15 protein-coding genes and 3 tRNA genes are annotated in these 17,284 nt (G+C 61.8%); 2 read left to right on the top strand and 16 right to left on the bottom strand.

Features of this window, described 5'->3' with window-relative positions; genetic code table 11:
- Window positions 1-24: 24 nt before the first annotated feature.
- From rpoB to tuf, 12 genes are all read right to left on the bottom strand, one after another.
- Window positions 25-4,161, bottom strand: a complete 4,137-nt coding sequence (gene rpoB, locus LHFGNBLO_RS22815) for a DNA-directed RNA polymerase subunit beta (RefSeq protein ID WP_258601597.1) — start codon at window positions 4,159-4,161, stop codon at window positions 25-27.
- 255 nt (window positions 4,162-4,416) lie between these two features.
- On the bottom strand, window positions 4,417-4,794 hold the full coding sequence (rplL, locus tag LHFGNBLO_RS22810) for a 50S ribosomal protein L7/L12 (RefSeq protein ID WP_258601596.1): 378 nt from the start codon (window positions 4,792-4,794) through the stop codon (window positions 4,417-4,419).
- 54 nt (window positions 4,795-4,848) lie between these two features.
- On the bottom strand, window positions 4,849-5,367 hold the full coding sequence (gene rplJ, locus LHFGNBLO_RS22805) for a 50S ribosomal protein L10 (RefSeq protein WP_006333336.1): 519 nt from the start codon (window positions 5,365-5,367) through the stop codon (window positions 4,849-4,851).
- 416 nt (window positions 5,368-5,783) lie between these two features.
- Entirely contained in the window at window positions 5,784-6,482 is a 699-nt protein-coding gene (rplA, locus tag LHFGNBLO_RS22800; protein ID WP_258601595.1) for a 50S ribosomal protein L1, read from the bottom strand.
- Window positions 6,483-6,486: 4 nt separating this feature from the next.
- Window positions 6,487-6,915 carry a 50S ribosomal protein L11 gene (rplK, locus tag LHFGNBLO_RS22795; RefSeq protein WP_112566731.1) on the bottom strand — a complete coding sequence of 143 codons (429 nt, stop codon included), beginning with the start codon at window positions 6,913-6,915 and terminating at the stop codon, window positions 6,487-6,489.
- A 161-nt stretch (window positions 6,916-7,076) separates the two neighbouring features.
- A complete protein-coding gene (gene nusG, locus LHFGNBLO_RS22790; protein WP_006333333.1) occupies window positions 7,077-7,604 on the bottom strand; it encodes a transcription termination/antitermination protein NusG in 528 nt (175 codons plus the stop codon).
- Window positions 7,605-7,631: 27 nt separating this feature from the next.
- A complete protein-coding gene (secE, locus tag LHFGNBLO_RS22785; RefSeq protein WP_258601594.1) occupies window positions 7,632-7,835 on the bottom strand; it encodes a preprotein translocase subunit SecE in 204 nt (67 codons plus the stop codon).
- 359 nt (window positions 7,836-8,194) lie between these two features.
- A tRNA-Trp gene (locus LHFGNBLO_RS22780) sits at window positions 8,195-8,270 on the bottom strand.
- A 35-nt stretch (window positions 8,271-8,305) separates the two neighbouring features.
- On the bottom strand, window positions 8,306-8,845 hold the full coding sequence (locus tag LHFGNBLO_RS22775) for a metal-dependent hydrolase (protein WP_319944174.1): 540 nt from the start codon (window positions 8,843-8,845) through the stop codon (window positions 8,306-8,308).
- Window positions 8,846-8,989: 144 nt separating this feature from the next.
- Window positions 8,990-9,475 carry a group II truncated hemoglobin gene (locus LHFGNBLO_RS22770; protein ID WP_258601593.1) on the bottom strand — a complete coding sequence of 162 codons (486 nt, stop codon included), beginning with the start codon at window positions 9,473-9,475 and terminating at the stop codon, window positions 8,990-8,992.
- A 101-nt stretch (window positions 9,476-9,576) separates the two neighbouring features.
- A complete protein-coding gene (locus LHFGNBLO_RS22765; protein WP_258601592.1) occupies window positions 9,577-11,265 on the bottom strand; it encodes a hypothetical protein in 1,689 nt (562 codons plus the stop codon).
- 164 nt (window positions 11,266-11,429) lie between these two features.
- Entirely contained in the window at window positions 11,430-12,605 is a 1,176-nt protein-coding gene (gene tuf, locus LHFGNBLO_RS22760; protein WP_095090666.1) for an elongation factor Tu, read from the bottom strand.
- A gap of 296 nt (window positions 12,606-12,901) precedes the next feature.
- Here tuf and LHFGNBLO_RS22755 point away from each other — a divergent pair, with 296 nt between their 5' ends.
- Window positions 12,902-13,789, top strand: a complete 888-nt coding sequence (locus LHFGNBLO_RS22755; protein ID WP_258601591.1) for a DMT family transporter — start codon at window positions 12,902-12,904, stop codon at window positions 13,787-13,789.
- Window positions 13,790-13,899: 110 nt separating this feature from the next.
- Here LHFGNBLO_RS22755 and LHFGNBLO_RS22750 read toward each other — a convergent pair.
- Both LHFGNBLO_RS22750 and LHFGNBLO_RS22745 read right to left on the bottom strand, forming a co-directional pair.
- Window positions 13,900-13,973 (bottom strand) — tRNA-Gly (locus tag LHFGNBLO_RS22750).
- An 88-nt stretch (window positions 13,974-14,061) separates the two neighbouring features.
- Window positions 14,062-14,146: transfer RNA gene (locus tag LHFGNBLO_RS22745), tRNA-Tyr, on the bottom strand.
- A 202-nt stretch (window positions 14,147-14,348) separates the two neighbouring features.
- Here LHFGNBLO_RS22745 and LHFGNBLO_RS22740 point away from each other — a divergent pair.
- Complete coding sequence (locus tag LHFGNBLO_RS22740; RefSeq protein WP_258601590.1) at window positions 14,349-15,197, top strand: TrmH family RNA methyltransferase; 849 nt, start codon at window positions 14,349-14,351, stop codon at window positions 15,195-15,197.
- 102 nt (window positions 15,198-15,299) lie between these two features.
- Here the strand turns inward: LHFGNBLO_RS22740 and LHFGNBLO_RS22735 are convergent, their stop codons facing one another.
- Together LHFGNBLO_RS22735 and hyi are read right to left on the bottom strand one after the other, a co-directional pair.
- On the bottom strand, window positions 15,300-16,184 hold the full coding sequence (locus tag LHFGNBLO_RS22735) for a 2-hydroxy-3-oxopropionate reductase (protein WP_258601589.1): 885 nt from the start codon (window positions 16,182-16,184) through the stop codon (window positions 15,300-15,302).
- A 232-nt stretch (window positions 16,185-16,416) separates the two neighbouring features.
- The gene (gene hyi, locus LHFGNBLO_RS22730) at window positions 16,417-17,214 is read right to left on the bottom strand and encodes a hydroxypyruvate isomerase (RefSeq protein WP_258601588.1); all 798 of its coding nucleotides are present in this window, start codon (window positions 17,212-17,214) and stop codon (window positions 16,417-16,419) included.
- Between the last annotated feature and the right edge of the window lie 70 nt (window positions 17,215-17,284).

Genomic DNA, 17,284 nt, shown 5'->3' with positions numbered 1-17,284 from the left:
CGGGGGCGACCGGATGTCTTGTTCTTACTCGGCCGCGTCGGGCAGCCGGATCGGGTTGTCGTCGAGCTTGGTGTTCTCCAGCTCGACATTGAGGCCCAGAGACCGCATTTCCTTGACGAGCACGTTGAAGCTCTCGGGAATGCCGGCCTCGAACGTGTCGTCGCCTCGCACGATCGCCTCGTAGACCTTGGTGCGGCCGGCGACGTCGTCCGACTTCACCGTCAGCATCTCCTGCAGCGTGTAGGCGGCGCCGTACGCTTCGAGCGCCCAGACCTCCATCTCGCCGAAGCGCTGGCCACCGAACTGCGCCTTGCCGCCCAGCGGCTGCTGGGTAACGAGCGAGTACGGTCCGATCGAACGCGCGTGGATCTTGTCGTCCACGAGGTGGTGAAGCTTGAGCATATAAATGTAGCCCATCGTCACCTTGCGATCGAACGGCTCGCCGGTGCGTCCGTCATAGAGCTGCGACTGACCGCTGGTGTGCAGGCCCGCCTGCTCCAGCATGATGTTGATGTCGGCTTCATGGGCGCCGTCGAACACCGGGGTCGCGATGGAGACGCCGCGGCGCATCTGCTCGCTGAGGCGAACAATGCTCTCGTCGTCGTATTCGCGGACCGGCTCGTTGCGGTCGTTGGCCGGAATGAAGCTTTCGAGCGTCTTGCGCAGCGGCTTGATGTCGCCGGCCGTCTTGTACGCGTCGATCAGCTCGCCGATCTTCTTGCCCATGCCGGCACAGGCCCAGCCCAGATGCGTTTCCAGGATCTGGCCGACATTCATGCGGCTCGGCACACCCAGTGGGTTGAGCACGATATCGGCATGCGTGCCGTCCTCGAGGAAAGGCATGTCCTCGACCGGAACGATCCGCGACACGACACCCTTGTTGCCGTGACGGCCGGCCATCTTGTCGCCGGGCTGCATCTTGCGCTTCACGGCCACGAAGACCTTGACCATCTTCATGACGCCGGGAGGCATCTCGTCGCCGCGCTGCACCTTCTCGACCTTGTCCATGAAGCGCTGCTCGAGCGCCTTCTTGGAGTCGTCGTACTGGCCACGCAGGGCTTCCAGTTCGCTCTGGAGCTTTTCGTTCTCCACCGCAAACTGCCACCACTGCGAACGCGGATACTCGTCGAGCGTGTCCTTCGACAGCGTCGAGCCCTTCTTGAAGCCCTTCGGTCCGGCAATCGCTTCCTTGCCGACGAGAACGTCGGAAAGACGCGAATAGACGTTGCGGTCGAGGATCGCCTGCTCGTCGTCGCGGTCCTTGGCGAGGCGTTCGATCTCCTCGCGTTCGATCGCCATGGCGCGCTCGTCCTTCTCGACGCCGTGGCGGTTGAAGACGCGCACTTCGACGACGGTGCCGAAGGTGCCCGGAGGCATGCGCATGGAGGTGTCACGCACGTCCGACGCCTTTTCACCGAAGATGGCGCGCAAGAGCTTTTCTTCCGGCGTCATCGGGCTTTCGCCCTTCGGCGTGATCTTGCCGACCAGGATGTCGCCCGGCTGCACTTCCGCGCCGATATAGACGATGCCGGCTTCGTCGAGGTTCTTCAGCGCTTCTTCCGAAACGTTCGGAATGTCGCGCGTGATTTCCTCCGGTCCGAGCTTGGTGTCGCGAGCCATGACCTCGAACTCCTCGATATGGATCGAGGTGAAGACGTCGTCGGCCACGATGCGCTCGGAGAGCAGGATCGAGTCCTCGTAGTTGTAGCCGTTCCACGGCATGAACGCGACCAGCACGTTGCGGCCGAGCGCCAGATCGCCGAGCTCGGTCGACGGGCCGTCGGCGATGATGTCGCCCTTGTTGACCCGGTCGCCCATGCGCACCAGCGGACGCTGGTTGATGCAGGTGTTCTGGTTCGAACGCTGGAACTTCATCAGCCGGTAGATGTCGACGCCCGACTTGCCGGGATCGAGATCTTCCGTGGCGCGGATGACGATACGCGTCGCGTCCACCTGATCGACGATGCCGCCGCGGCGGGCGCCGATGGCAGCGCCCGAGTCACGGGCAACGATCGGCTCCATGCCGGTGCCGACGAACGGCGCTTCGGCGCGCACCAAAGGCACGGCCTGACGCTGCATGTTCGAGCCCATCAGCGCGCGGTTGGCGTCGTCGTTCTCGAGGAACGGGATCAGGGCCGCGGCCACCGACACCATCTGCTTGGGCGACACGTCCATCAGATCGACGTTTTCGCGCGGCGCCATCATCACTTCGCCGGCGCTGCGGCAAATGACGAATTCGTCGACGAAGCCGCCATTCTTGTCGAGCTCGGCGTTGGCCTGGGCAACGTGGTGCTTGGCCTCTTCCATTGCCGACAGATAGACGACGTCATTGGTCAGCTTGCCGTCGACGATCTTGCGGTACGGGCTTTCGATGAAGCCGTACTTGTTGACGCGTGCGAAGGTCGCCAGCGAGTTGATCAGACCGATATTCGGGCCTTCCGGCGTCTCGATCGGGCAGATGCGGCCGTAATGCGTCGGGTGCACGTCGCGCACTTCGAAGCCGGCGCGCTCGCGGGTCAGACCGCCCGGTCCAAGCGCCGAAAGACGACGCTTGTGGGTGATCTCCGACAGCGGGTTGGTCTGATCCATGAACTGCGACAGCTGCGAGGAACCGAAGAACTCGCGCACGGCGGCAGCCGCCGGCTTGGCGTTGATCAGGTCCTGCGGCATCACCGTGTCGATCTCGATCGAGGACATACGTTCCTTGATCGCGCGCTCCATGCGCAGCAGGCCGACGCGGTACTGGTTTTCCATCAGCTCGCCGACCGAACGCACGCGGCGGTTGCCGAGATTGTCGATGTCGTCGATCTCGCCCTTGCCGTCGCGCAGTTCGACCAGCGTCCTGACCACGGCCAGGATGTCGTCCTTGCGCAACACGCGCACGGTGTCCTCGGCCTTGAGCTCGAGGCGCATGTTCATCTTCACGCGGCCAACGGCCGACAGATCATAGCGCTCGCTGTCGAAGAACAGCGAGTTGAACATGGCTTCAGCGGTTTCGAGTGTCGGCGGCTCGCCGGGGCGCATGACACGGTAGATGTCGAACAGCGCGTCCTGGCGGCTCTCGTTCTTGTCGACGTTGAGCGTGTTGCGGATATAGGCGCCGACATTGACGTGGTCGATGTCGAGAACCTTGATCTCGTCCTCGCCGGTGCCGAGCAGCACTTTCAGCGTCTTCTCGTCGATCTCGTCGCCGGCCTCGAGGAAAATCTCGCCGGTGCCGTAGTTGACGATGTCCTCGGCAAGATAATTGCCGAGCAGATCCTCGTCGGTCGCCTTGATCGCCTTGAGACCCTTTTCGCCAAGCGCCCTTGCCTGGCGGGCTGTGATCTTCTTGCCGGCTTCGACGACGACTTCGCCGGTGTCGGCATCGACGAGGTCGCCGACGGCCTTGAGGCCGCGGAAACGCTCGACGTTGAACGGGATGCGCCAGTGGTCGCCGGCACGCTTGTAGGTGATCTTGTTGTAGAAGGTCGACAGGATCTCTTCGCCGTCCATGCCGAGTGCCATCAACAGCGACGTCACCGGAATCTTGCGGCGACGGTCGATACGGGCGTGCACGACGTCCTTCGAGTCGAACTCGATGTCGAGCCACGAACCGCGATAGGGAATGACGCGCGCGGCAAACAAGAGCTTGCCCGACGAGTGGGACTTGCCCTTGTCATGGTCGAAGAAGACGCCCGGCGAGCGGTGCATCTGCGAGACGATGACGCGCTCGGTGCCGTTGACGATGAAGGTGCCGTTCAAGGTCATGAGCGGCATGTCGCCCATGTAGACGTCCTGCTCCTTGATGTCCTTGATCGATTTCGCACCGGTATCCTCGTCGATATCGAACACGATGAGGCGCAGCGTCACCTTCAGCGGCGCGGCATAGGTCAGGTCGCGCTGACGGCATTCGTCAACGTCGAATTTCGGTCCTTCGAACTCGTACTTCACAAATTCCAGCATCGAGGAGCCGGAAAAATCGGAGATCGGGAAGACCGACTTGAAAACGGCCTGCAGTCCCTCGTCCGGACGCCCACCCTTGGGCTCCGCCACCATCAGGAACTGGTCATAGGATGCCTTCTGAACCTCGATCAGGTTCGGCATCTCCGCAACTTCCGGGATCTTTCCGAAGAACTTGCGTACGCGTCTGCGGCCATTGAAAGTCTGGGTCTGGGCCATCGTCGCTCCTTAGCTCAATTCTCGGGACGAGCCTCGCCGCGGCTCGCCTTGCATTCTCGGCCACCTTGGCGGCGACCTCGTGATCTGTTCACCGGCCACCTGACGGCGACTGGCCAAAACGGGAGAAAACCCGTTTCCTGAAGGCCGTTTGGCGGCCCTCAGGAAAGAGGTTTTCGTACTCTTCGCGTTACGCAGGCCTCCCTTCACGCGAAGAGAGTGGCGGACGGCGCGAAGCCGCCCGCCGATGTCAAACGCTTACTTCAGTTCGACCTTGGCGCCGGCTGCTTCCAGCTGGGCCTTGAACTTCTCCGCGTCGGCCTTGGAAACAGCTTCCTTGACCGGCTTCGGAGCCGCCTCGACCAGGTCCTTGGCTTCCTTGAGGCCAAGACCGGTGATGGCGCGAACTTCCTTGATGACGTTGATCTTCTGAGCGCCTGCCTCGGTGAGGACGACGTCGAATTCCGTCTTTTCCTCGGCCGGAGCAGCAGCGGCCGCACCACCACCAGCGGCGGCAACCGCCACCGGAGCAGCGGCGGAAACGCCCCATTTTTCTTCCAGAAGCTTCGACAGCTCGGCCGCCTCGAGGACGGTCAGCTTCGAAAGGTCGTCTACGATCTTTGCGAGATCAGCCATTGATATATTCCTTCATAAGGTTCGAACGTGTGTTTGTGATAGCGAGGAACGGCCTCATGCCGCCTCGTCCTTCCGGGCATAAGCGCCGATGACACGCGCGACCGAAGCCGCGGGCGCATTGACGATCTGGGCGATCCGGGTTGCCGGCGTGGCGATCATGCCAACCAGCCTGGCGCGCAGCTCATCGAGCGACGGAAGTGTGGCGAGTGCCTTCACACCGTCGGCGTTGAGCGAGGTGGTGCCCATTGCGCCACCGAGAATGACGAGCTTGTCATTTCCCTTGGCGAAATCGGACGCGACCTTCGGCGCCGCAATCGGATCCTCCGAATAAGCAATCAGCGTCTGTCCCTTGAACAGGTCGATGATCGATGCGGAGTCCGTGCCCTGAAGAGCGATTTTGGCGAGACGGTTCTTCGCGACTTTGACGGTGCCACCGGCAGCGCGCATTTTCGACCGAAGGTCGTTCATTTGCGCGACGGTGATACCGGCGTAGTGGGCCACGACGACTGAACCTGCGCTTGCAAACGCATCATTCAGGCCCGTGACGAGTTCGCGTTTTTCCGCTCTGTCCACTGCCTATCTCCAGTTGACCTCTATCCTGCTAACGGGAACATTCCCATTCACGAGGACAGGCGTCGGGTTGCCTTTTGCCGGCCGGGCCATCCAGTAACGGATCTCCCGAACGACGCTCGAGGATCCTGCCCCCTTTCGCCACACCAGCCGGCAAGCCGAATGGTGCGCAGACAAAAGGCAAACACGGTTCGAACCTTTCATTGGAGCCAAGTCGCTCCGTTGTCCGGTTTTCACCCGTCTCATGCAGGCCCCACATGAATTAAGGCCCCCCTTTTCGAATCTAAGGCTCGGGCCGCCTGCAATCTCGGACAGGATGTCCGGAAGCCTTTCGACCTCCGGTACCGGGCCCCCAACAAATCAGAGGCCCGGAATTCTTTTATGGATCAGCCCTTTAGCGGCCGATCCGGATAATCGTATCAGGACGCTGCGAGCGTCGAGACGTCGAGCTTGAGGCCCGGGCCCATCGTCGAGGTGACCGACACCTTCTTGACGTAGTTGCCCTTGGCGCCAGCCGGCTTCGCCTTGGTCACCGCATCGGCAAAGGCGCGGACATTCTCTTCCAGCGCCTTGACGTCGAACGAGACCTTGCCGACGCCGGCATGAACGATGCCGGCCTTCTCGACGCGGAACTCGACGGCGCCGCCCTTGGACGCCTTGACGGCGGCGGCGACGTCGGTGGTGACCGTGCCGACCTTCGGGTTCGGCATCATGCCGCGCGGGCCGAGCACCTTGCCCAGACGGCCGACCAGCGGCATCATATCCGGCGTGGCGATGCAGCGGTCGAAGTCGATCGTGCCCTTCTGGACGATGTCGACCAGATCCTCGGCGCCAACGACATCGGCGCCGGCAGCGCGCGCTTCATCGGCCTTGTCGCCGCGCGCGAAAACCGCGACGCGGACGCTGCGGCCAGTGCCGTTCGGCAGATTGACCACGCCGCGGACCATCTGGTCGGCGTGGCGCGGGTCGACACCCAGGTTCATCGCGACTTCGATGGTCTCGTCGAACTTCACCGTCGACCGATCCTTGAGCAGCTTTAGTGCCTCACCCAGGGCATAGGCCTTGTTGGGATCGATACCTTCGCGGGTCTTCGATACACGCTTTGCGAGTTTTGCCATGATCTCAGCCCACCACTTCCAGACCCATCGAGCGGGCGGAGCCCTCGACCATGCGCATGGCCGCCTCGACGTCGTTTGCGTTCAGATCCTTCATCTTCTGCTCGGCGATGGCGCGCACCTTGTCGCGGCCGATCGTGCCGACCTTGACCTTGCCCGGCTCCTTCGAGCCCGACTTGAGGTTCGCAGCCTTCTTCAGGAAGTAGCTCACCGGCGGCGTCTTCATGACGAAGGTGAACGACTTGTCCTGGTAGTAGGTGATGACGACCGGAATCGGCGATCCCTTTTCCATTTCCTGGGTCTGCGCGTTGAACGCCTTGCAGAACTCCATGATGTTGATGCCGCGCTGACCAAGCGCCGGGCCGATCGGGGGCGACGGCGTAGCCGAGCCCGCGGCAACCTGGAGCTTGAGCTGGCCTGCAATTTTTTTAGCCATCTCTCTTCCTGCCTTTGTCTCATGCCGGTCTTGCCGGCGGTTGCAGTCTGGTGGTGCGGTTCCTGCGGCCGGCTAAAGCCGCATTCGCCTCCCACCGTTCTTGGCCGCGCGATTTCCGCGCCGCCACCCCTGCCGCCGAATGGGCGGCAAGGATTCTCGGATCAGCCCTTTTCGACCTGTCCGAATTCCAGATCGACCGGCACGGCGCGCCCGAAGATCGAAACTTCCACCTTGAGCCGCGCCCGCTCCTCGTCCACTTCCTGGACGAAACCGTTGAACGACGCGAACGGACCGTCCGAAACGCGGATCGCCTCGCCGATCTCGAACGTCACCGACGGCTTCGGCCGCTCGACGCCTTCCTGCACCTGGTTCAGGATGCGCTGGGCCTCGGCTTCCGTGATCGGCACCGGCTTCGAGTCACCCAGGAAGCCGGTGACCTTCGGCGTGTTCTTCACCAGCGAGAACACCGCGTCGGTCAGATTGGCCTTCAGCAGCACGTAGCCCGGGAAGAACTTGCGCTCGGCATCGACCTTGCGGCCGCGACGTATCTCGACGACCTTCTCGGTCGGCACCACGATCTGCTCGATGTCAGCGGACAGGCCCTTCTGCTTGGCCTTGTTCTCGATATCCTCGGCGACCTTTTTTTCAAAGTTCGAATAGGCGTGGACGATGTACCACCGCGCAGTCATTTCAAGACTTCTCCGTAATCGCCGGACTTAACGCCCAAGGCCCAGAATCCATTCGACCGCGTAGCCCATGAGCACATCCGCGGTGAAGAAAAAGATCATCGCGATGACCGCAAACACGAGGACCATCACCGTCGAGATCATCGTTTCGCGCCGCGACGGCCAAGTTACCTTGGCGGTCTCCGCGCGAACCTGCTGGAGAAACACGAAAGGATTTGTGGTTTTCGAAGCCATATGCCGCTCTGTCTTCAAGACCCGTTGGCCGGGTCTCCTGGATGATCCCGCTGGCCGGGACGTGCCGCCTGGGTTGGTGTTCGCGCCGAATCAGCGCAACCATTTCGCCCATGCAAATCGGACGCGTAAAGCCGGCTTCCCAGCTCCACGCGTCGCGTGTCTGTTTCGTCTACATAAAACCGATTCTTGATCCACGCAAGTGGCAAGTCTCCGCTTTATGACCAAACGCCGCCTCGGAACCATCCAGTCGTCCCGTCCCGGCTATGGCGCCCTTATGCCCCAACCCAGCTAATATGGCAAGTCACCCGCCGGTTTTCAAACGCGGTGCGCGCATTTTCATGAATTGCCATTTCGAAGAATGGCACGGGCAGCAGGGCTCGAACCTACGACCTGCGGTTTTGGAGACCGCCGCTCTACCAACTGAGCTATGCCCGTATCGCGGGCTGCTATTTCACAAAGCAGACGAGAACTCAAGTCCAGTTTTCAGGCGTGCTCGCTACAGGCTGCGATCGCCTGATTCCAAGCAGGAGCGCCCAGGCACATATGAGAAGTTCGAGGGCGAATGTCCAATGCAGGACAAAACTCATGACCCAGTTGCGATATGTGGCCGGGACCCTAACGAATTCGAACTTATGCGGGTCGAATGGCATCAACCACATGATTGGCGAGGCCATGGTATCGAGGACCATATGCATCGTTGCAGCAGCAAAGAAAACGCCGACTATGGCGAGGTGCCGTGGCGCGCGCCACTTGGCGAAAGCCAGCGCGATCAGGCCGGACGCTGCCCAGAAGAGCGGCCAGTGCGTGATGTAGGTGTGGTGATGGGTTCGGCCACCGTCGACAAAATGGAAGTAGAGCATGTCGATATCGGGAATGACGCTGCCGACAAGTGCTGCCGCCATGATGCTCGACCCGTCACGCCAACGATGCCGCGCGAACGTTCCCAGAATGTAGCCGGAAGGCAGATGGGCAATCAGCATCGCAAAAAGGCCTGACAGGTGCAGACGCATGAACGTCTCACCTTTTTGTGGCGCCATCTTTGCCGGAGTTTGCAGGAATTGCGCAGCTCAGGCGTTTAGCAGAGATGAAGTCAGGGGCGATCTCGGCGCTTTTCGCCGCGCTTGAGATGTTCCGCCGATCGGGGGAATGGCGTGCTACGATTTCCCGGGAGGCGGCTTGTACGGCCCTCCGGGCACGCCCCAGCCCCAGGCCGGCATCGGCTCGGTTTCGGGATCGCAGGTCTCGCCAAGGTTGGAGTTCATCTTGGCCAGCCGCGATCCCCACTCGACATAGCCCATGAAGGCGGAGCGGAATTCCGGATCGTCCGGCAGCCCGACTGCGTCGGCGGCATCAGCGAGAAGGTTGATCCAGCGGCGGCGCTGTTCCTCGCTCAGGTGCTTGCCCAGATGGTGCATTACCATCTCGCGGTGGCCGCCATGCTTTTCGCTATAGGTCTTCGGTCCACCAAAAACCTCGCCGATGAAGTCAGCGACATGAGCGGGATGGTCCGGCGACATGGTCTTGAATACCGGACCGACAACCGGATCCTGCAACACCTTGTCGTAGAAGGTCTGCGTCAGCCTGTTCAGCGCCTCGGCACCGCCAGCCCATTCAAACAATGTCGGGATATCCCGGCTCATTCTCGATCCTCCACCAGCCCCCGGGGATAGTGGGAACGACGATAGCGGAAATATCGAGCGGCGCTCAACCTGCCACGATGGCCAGCTGGATCGACTGCGTCCTACGACTTGGTGGGTGCGTCGGCCTGGGCGTTGGGCGCCGGCACCTCGCGGCAGTTCGCCGGTTTCGGTTCCGATTTGCAGATGGTCGCGCCCGTCAATTTATCGGCGGATTCAAGCCCGGTCGTCAGCCCGAGTTTCAACATCATGTCGGGCTCGAGCTGCCGATGGCTCGAATACGGCACCGACTGCATCGCCGCGAACAGACCAGGCCCAACCGTCATGTCTTTGAGGTAGGTCTTGACCTTCTGTTCCAACCCAATCGAATGCACGCTCAAGCGCGCATGAGGACCGACAAGACGTCTGACACCAGCGGCAAGCATGATCGGACAGGCCGCTTCGCATACGCCCACCGCATTATTCGTGAGCCCGACATAGACGCCGTCCTGGGGCGTGCACCCCGGCTTCTCAGGTTCGCATCCCATGAAATCCGTTCGTGCAACCGCCACGTCGAGCTTGCGTTCGCGGATCAGCCTTCCGGCGGCCAGAGCGCCGAGCAAATCACCTCCCGGCGAGTCGATCACCACGGGCAGTTGTCGGTCACCGATGGTGTCAAGCAGTTGCCGCAGCCTCTCCGGCGTCTGCGCGGTGATCATGCCTTCCGCCGAGATCCATTCCGGACAATCGGGATCGCAGAGGAAACTTCTGCCTCGAACCAGAGCGAAGTGCATATCTCCACCACCGTCCCGTTGCACGGTTTCGGCTTCGAGCGGCGTGTCAGGGCTGGCCTTGGCTTCAACCGCCACGGCATTGGCCGGCTGCTTGGCTTTGCTTGCAGGCGTCGTTAGCTCCCTGCAATTGGCCGGTAGCGGATTCGCGCTGCAAATGGCTCTGGCGGTCAGCAGGTCGAGGGAATCCAAGCTGGTGACGAGATTCATCCCAAGCATGTTTTCCGGCTGCAGTTGCTGAATGCCGCTGGCCGGCGTGTTCTTCATCGTTTCGAGCACCCCCTCGCCGACGCCCATCTCCCTGAGATAGGCGGCCAGCTTTTTCTCCACCGCCTTGCTCATCTCGTAAGTCTTGTAGCTGCCGGCGTTCTTTCGGCTGATGACTTTGGTGTTGAGGATCTTCTTCTTGCCCTTCACCACGCGGTAGGTGGTCCGGTACTGCAATTTCGTCCGGATGTAGGTCGTGGTGATCTGATGGACGCCGAGATAGGCCCATTCCCCGACCAAGCGCCGGATGCCGCCGGCAAACATCAACGGACAGGCAGAATTGCAGATGGCGCCGCTGGCATAGGCATCGCCGAGATAGCGGGCGCCCTTCCCGTCATTTTCCTTGCAGTTCTTCGCATCGGGCTGACAACCGACGAACCGGGTTTTGCCGACCGCGATATCGAGCTTGTTCTTGCGGATCAGCCGGCCAAGGGTCAGCGCCGCCTCGACGTTGCCGCCGGGAGAATCCACGACGAGTGGCAATTTCCGACCGCCGAGCGTTTTGAGCGTGCGTTTGAACAGAGCCGGCGTTCCGGCCTCTATCGAGCCTTCAGCCGATATCCATTCCGGGCAGGTCGGCTCGCAATCCGGTGCATTGCTGCGGACGACGACAAACCGCATCGTCGGGCCGAAATCGGCTGTGGATTTTTTCTCACCTGCCGCAGAGGCGGCATGCCCCAGGGCAAGGAACCATACCAGGCAGATCAAACCCGGCGACCACCATGCCCGACCATGCAAACGGCGCCCGCGACCCATTTGAACAAAGCCCCCTCGATGCAACCTATACTAGTCCAGGTCTGGTGGCTTGCAACAGGGTTTGCGCTAGATACTGACGCCCGACGGCGGCTGGGTGAAAAGCAAAAAAGGGCAGCCCGAGGGCTGCCCTTTCTATCTCGAACTCCGGCCAATGCCGGTGTCGATTACTCTTTGATGGTGACGACGATGCCGGCACCGACGGTGCGGCCGCCTTCACGGATGGCGAAGCGCAGCTTCTCTTCCATGGCGATCGGCACGATCAGCTCGACATCGACCGTGATGTTGTCGCCCGGCATCACCATCTCGGTGCCTTCCGGCAGCGACACGATGCCGGTGACGTCCGTCGTGCGGAAATAGAACTGCGGACGGTAGTTGGTGAAGAACGGCGTGTGACGGCCACCTTCGTCCTTGGTCAGGATGTAGGCTTCGGCCACGAACTTCTTGTGCGGCTTCACCGTACCGGGCTTGGCCAGAACCTGGCCGCGCTCGACACCTTCACGGTCGACACCGCGCAGCAGCGCGCCGATGTTGTCGCCGGCCTGGCCCTGGTCGAGCAGCTTGCGGAACATCTCGACGCCCGTGCAGGTCGTCTTGGTCGTCGGACGGATGCCGATGATCTCCAGCTCCTCGCCGACCTTGACCACGCCGCGCTCGACGCGGCCGGTCACGACCGTGCCGCGGCCCGAGATCGAGAACACGTCTTCGATCGGCATCAGGAACGGCTTGTCGAGCGGGCGAACCGGCGTCGGGATGTAGGCATCGACCGCAGCCATCAGCTCGCGGATCGCGTCCTCGCCGATCTTCTTGTCCGAATCTTCAAGAGCCGCAAGTGCCGAACCCTTGACGATCGGAATGTCGTCGCCGGGGAACTCGTTCTTGGTCAGAAGCTCGCGAACCTCGAGCTCGACCAGTTCGAGCAGCTCGGCGTCGTCGACCTGGTCGACCTTGTTCAAGAACACCACGATCGACGGCACGCCGACCTGACGGGCAAGCAGGATGTGCTCGCGGGTCTGCGGCATCGGGCCGTCGGCGGCCGACACAACCAAGATCGCGCCGTCCATCTGCGCGGCACCGGTGATCATGTTCTTCACATAGTCGGCGTGGCCGGGGCAGTCGACGTGGGCATAGTGGCGGGCAGCCGTCTCGTACTCGACATGCGCCGTCGAAATGGTGATGCCGCGGGCCTTCTCTTCAGGTGCTGCATCGATCTGGTCGTAGCGCTTGTATTCGCCAAAATACTTGGTGATCGCCGCCGTCAGCGACGTCTTGCCATGATCGACGTGGCCAATCGTGCCAATGTTCACATGAGGCTTGTTACGCTCGAATTTACCTTTTGCCATAGTCTCTTTCCTTGGACGGGCCTGGACCTTCAGTTCAGTCGAATGCGGGGCGATTAGCGACTGCAGCCGAAAAACACAAGTGCCTTCTGGCTGGGCGCGAACCCCACCCGGTCTGAACCCGCGATCCGATTTCAGGGATGTGACGCGGATATAGGAACGCGCATGAAGAAATGAAATGGGCGAAAACTTGCTTCGACGGATGTCTGCAAATCGCCTGCGGCACGTCTGCCCTTGCCGGGTTTGCCGCCTGCGGCTGGCCCATTGCCGCCGCAGTGCCAGTCTGATTTGCTCATCGGATGCATTTCATCCCGATCACCATCCGCGGCCCGCTGTTCATGATCGTTGCAACGGGGTCATACCTCGTCAACGACACTATGATGAAGCTCGCGACCACGGGGCTGCCGCCCTATGAGGTGCTGTTCCTGCGCGGCATCGCGGCCACGCTGTTGGGGATACCGCTGCTGTTCCTGCTTGGCTATGGCAAGCAGATCCCGCTGATCCTCGACAGGCGGGTGTTGCGCAGAAACCTGCTCGAGATGGCGGCAATCCTTTGCTACGTGGTGGCGCTGGCCAACATGCAGATCGCCGATTCCACCGCGCTCGGGCAGATCACGCCCCTGCTCATGCTGGTCGGCTCCTCGATCCTGTTTGGCGAACGGATCGGCGGCGTGCGCATGGCGCTGATCGGGTTCGGCTTCATCGGCGCGTTGATGGTGGCACAACCGACGATGCAGGGGATCTCCGTCTACGCCTTGCTGGCGCTCGGCAACGCAGCGCTCTCCGCCGCGCGCGATCTGGCCGGGCGCAAGGTCGCCGCCGAAGTGCCGGGGATGATCGTCGCTATATCAGCTGTCGTGGTGGTGCTGGCCGGCGCCGGCGCCGCGCACCTGGTTTCCGAACGCTGGGTGATGCCCGAAGCCCGTCACCTGCTGCTGATGACTGGGGCCGGATTGTTCCTGATCTTCGGCCACTTCTTCATCTTCATGGCCTATCGCGTCGGGCCGACCAGCGTGGTGGCGCCGTTCTACTATTGCTTCACCGTCTGGGCGGTCATCTCTGGCCTGGTGGTGTTCGGGCAGTTCCCGAACGCGCTGGCGGTCTGCGGCATCCTGCTGGTGGTGGCCAGCGGGCTGAGCATCGTGTCGCTTGATGGCCGCAAGCGCCGGTTGACTGTGGTCGCCTGACTACGCGGTTCGGCCATCGCGCAGAATCGACGGATCGCGGACGCCATGCTGCGCTACGCAGCAACTTGGAAGCGCAATGCTCCAGCACTTGGATTTTGCGAATGGAAATCTGGAGCGGGTAGCGGGAATCGAACCCGCATATTCAGCTTGGAAGGCTGCTGCTCTACCACTGAGCTATACCCGCGCCTTTCCTGAAGTATCGGATTCACCCGAAAAATGCGACACACTTTTCGATCCGATGCTTTTGCGTTTCAGGGCTTCCGGGCCGGCAGTGGTGGAGAGGGTTGGATTTGAACCAACGTAGGCATAGCCAACGGATTTACAGTCCGTCCCCTTTAACCACTCGGGCACCTCTCCAGTCTGCCGCCGGAGCCATGCAACGAGGCATCGACGCGTCACGACTGCTACAGCAGCCCTTCCGCGAAGCGCCTTATGGCGGCACCGCCCAAAACTGTCAACCGCAACTCCCCGGCAAAACGCGCTGAATTTCACAGGCCGTCCAGCGGGCAGGTTTATGCGCTGTATCCATGACCTGATGACACGGCTATAGAAGCCGGCCATGAGCAACGACAGCAATTCCAAAACCCCAAAAGACACCCACTACGCCAAGCTGCGCCGGGCGCACCGCGACGAGAAGAGCGGCGGCGCGCCAACCTTCCGACCGCGCCAGCCGGTGCCGCCGGGCGAGAACGCCGCCGACGGGCTGGTGCGGCTTTATGGCTTGCATACGGTGCGCGCCGCGCTCGACAATCCGCGCCGCAAGATCAGGAAGATGCTGGTGACGCGTAACGCGGCCGAGCGTCTGGCAATAGCCGACCTCGCCGCCTCGCCCTTCAAGGCGGAGTTGGTCGAGCCCAGGGACATCGACAAGATCACCGGTTCGGACGCTGTCCATCAGGGCGTGCTGATCGAGGCCGAGCCGCTGAAACCCAAACGCCTCGACGCGCTGGGCGATGCAAAGCTGGTGCTGGTGCTCGATCAGGTCACCGACCCGCACAATGTCGGCGCGATCCTGCGCTCGGCGGTCGCCTTCGGCGCCGGCGCACTGATCACCACCGCACGCCACAGCCCGCAGGAATCCGGTGTGCTGGCAAAATCAGCTTCCGGCGCGCTGGAGCATATCGACCAGATTGAGGTGAAGAACCTCGCCGACGCGCTCGGCCAGTTGCACGAGGCCGGCTTCCGCACCATCGGCCTTGATTCCGACGCGCCAGAGGAACTTGAGAAGAGCTTTGCCGGAGAAAAGATCGCGCTGGTGCTCGGCGCCGAGGGCAAAGGCCTGCGTCAGAAGACGCGCGAGACGGTGACCACGCTGGCCCGCCTCGACATGCCCGGCGCCATCCGCTCGCTCAACGTCTCGAACGCTGCGGCGATCAGCCTTTATGCGGCGCGGAAGTTTTTGGGGTAAGTGAGTAGTCAGTAGTCAGTAGTGAAGGCGACATGTTGGCGCTCTGCCAACCGATTAGCCGACCCATTTTTCATTCCACCACTCACTACTCACTACTCACTCTCACGCCACCTCATGCCCGGCCATCCGCTCCAGCGCCCTGACCAGCGCCGAGTGATCCTCCTTGGCGCCGCCATTGGCCGCGCAGGAATTGAACAGCTGCTGCGTCGTCGAGGTGTTGGGCAATGAAACACCGAGCGCCTTGGCGCCTTCCAGCGCCAAATTGAGATCCTTCTGGTGCAATTCGATGCGGAAACCTGGCGCGAAGGTGCGCTTGACCATGCGCTCGCCATGCACTTCGAGGATGCGCGAGGCGGCGAGCCCGCCCATCAGCGCCTGCCGCACCTTGGCAGGGTCGGCGCCGGCTTTTGAAGCAAAAACAAGGGCTTCGGCGACCGCTTCAATGGTCAGCGCGACGACGATCTGGTTGGCGACCTTGGTGGTCTGGCCGACACCGTTCGGTCCGACCAGCGTGATGTTCTTGCCCATCTTTTCGAACACCGGCCTGGCGCGTTCGAACGCTTTCTCCTCGCCGCCGACCATGATGGTCAGCGACGCCGCTTTGGCGCCGACCTCGCCACCCGAGACCGGCGCATCGAGATAGTCGCAGCCAAGATCGTTGATCTTTTTGGCGAAAACCTTGGTCTCGATCGGCGAGATCGAGCTCATGTCGATGACCAGCTTGCCCTTGGTCAGGCCGGAAGCGACGCCCTTTTCGCCGAACAGCACATCGGCCACCTGCGGCGTGTCGGGCACCATTGTGACGATGATGTCGACCGCTTTTGCCACGGCGTCATGGCCGGTGACGGTCTTCAGCCCCTTGGCGACGAGATCGGCCGGCGGCTTCGAGCGATGGTCGCTGGTGATGACCTTATAGCCGGCATCCAGCAGATGCCCCGCCATCGGCGCCCCCATGATGCCGAGGCCGATGAAGCCGATCGTGTCCATTGTTGTTCTCCGTATTTTGTCAGGGTCGAGTTCCGTCACGCCCCCCTCTGTCCTGCCGGACATCTCCCCCACGAGGGGGGAGATTGGATGTCATCTCGGCTTTCGCCAATCTCCAACGTTGCAGGAATGAGCGAGGCGCCGAAGCCGCCAATCTCCCCACCCGTGGGGGAGATGGCCGGCAGGCCAGAGGGGGGCGCGAAGAAACGCGACCTCAGTCTTTTGAGCCCGGCAACTAAGCCGCCGCGCTCCCCTGCCCGGCCAGTTCCCTGAACCACCCCAGGCCCGCCTCCGTTCCCGCCTTCGGCTTGTATTCCGCCCCCACCCAGCCGGAATAGCCGATGCGGTCGATGTGCTCATAAAGGAAGGGATAATTGATCTCGCCCGTCCCCGGCTCATGACGGCCGGGATTGTCCGCAAGCTGGATATGCGCGATGCGGCTAAGGTTAGCCTCGATGGTACGGGCGAGATCCCCCTCCATGATCTGCATGTGATAGATGTCGTATTGCAGGAACAGGTTCTTCGAGCCGACGCGGTCGATGAGCGCCAAGGCCTGGTCCGAATAATTCAGGAAGAAGCCCGGGATATCGCGCGTGTTGATCGGCTCGATCAGCAGGCGAATGCCGGCCTGCTCCAGCTTTTCCGCCGCGAAAGCCAGGTTCTCGGCAAAGACATTTTCCAGCACCGCTCGCTCAACGCCTTGCGGCGCGATGCCGGCCAGGCAATTGACCTGCTCGCAGCCAAGTGCATGCGCATAGGTGATCGCCTTGGCGATGCCTTGCCTAAATTCCGGCACGCGGTCGGGCAGCACCGCAATGCCGCGCTCACCCTTGCCCCAATCGCCGACCGGCAGGTTGAACAGCACCTGCGTCAGGCCGTTCTTCTTCAGCCTTGCAGCGACCACATCTGGGGCATGGTCATAGGGACCGATATATTCGACGCCTTTGAAGCCGGCGCGGGCCGCGGCATCGAAACGGTCGAGGAACTCATGCTCGCCAAAGAGCATCGAAAGATTGGCTGAAAAACGCGGCATTCTTTTTCTCCTTTTCTCCGCCATGCCCAAGGTGTGTTGAGATTCAGGTCAGGCCGAGTCGAAAATGGTG

Source organism: Mesorhizobium sp. AR10, assembly GCF_024746795.1.
Classification (GTDB): domain Bacteria; phylum Pseudomonadota; class Alphaproteobacteria; order Rhizobiales; family Rhizobiaceae; genus Mesorhizobium.
Note: the sequence above shows the minus strand (reverse complement) of the source record. Positions and strands in the feature narration are given on the sequence as shown.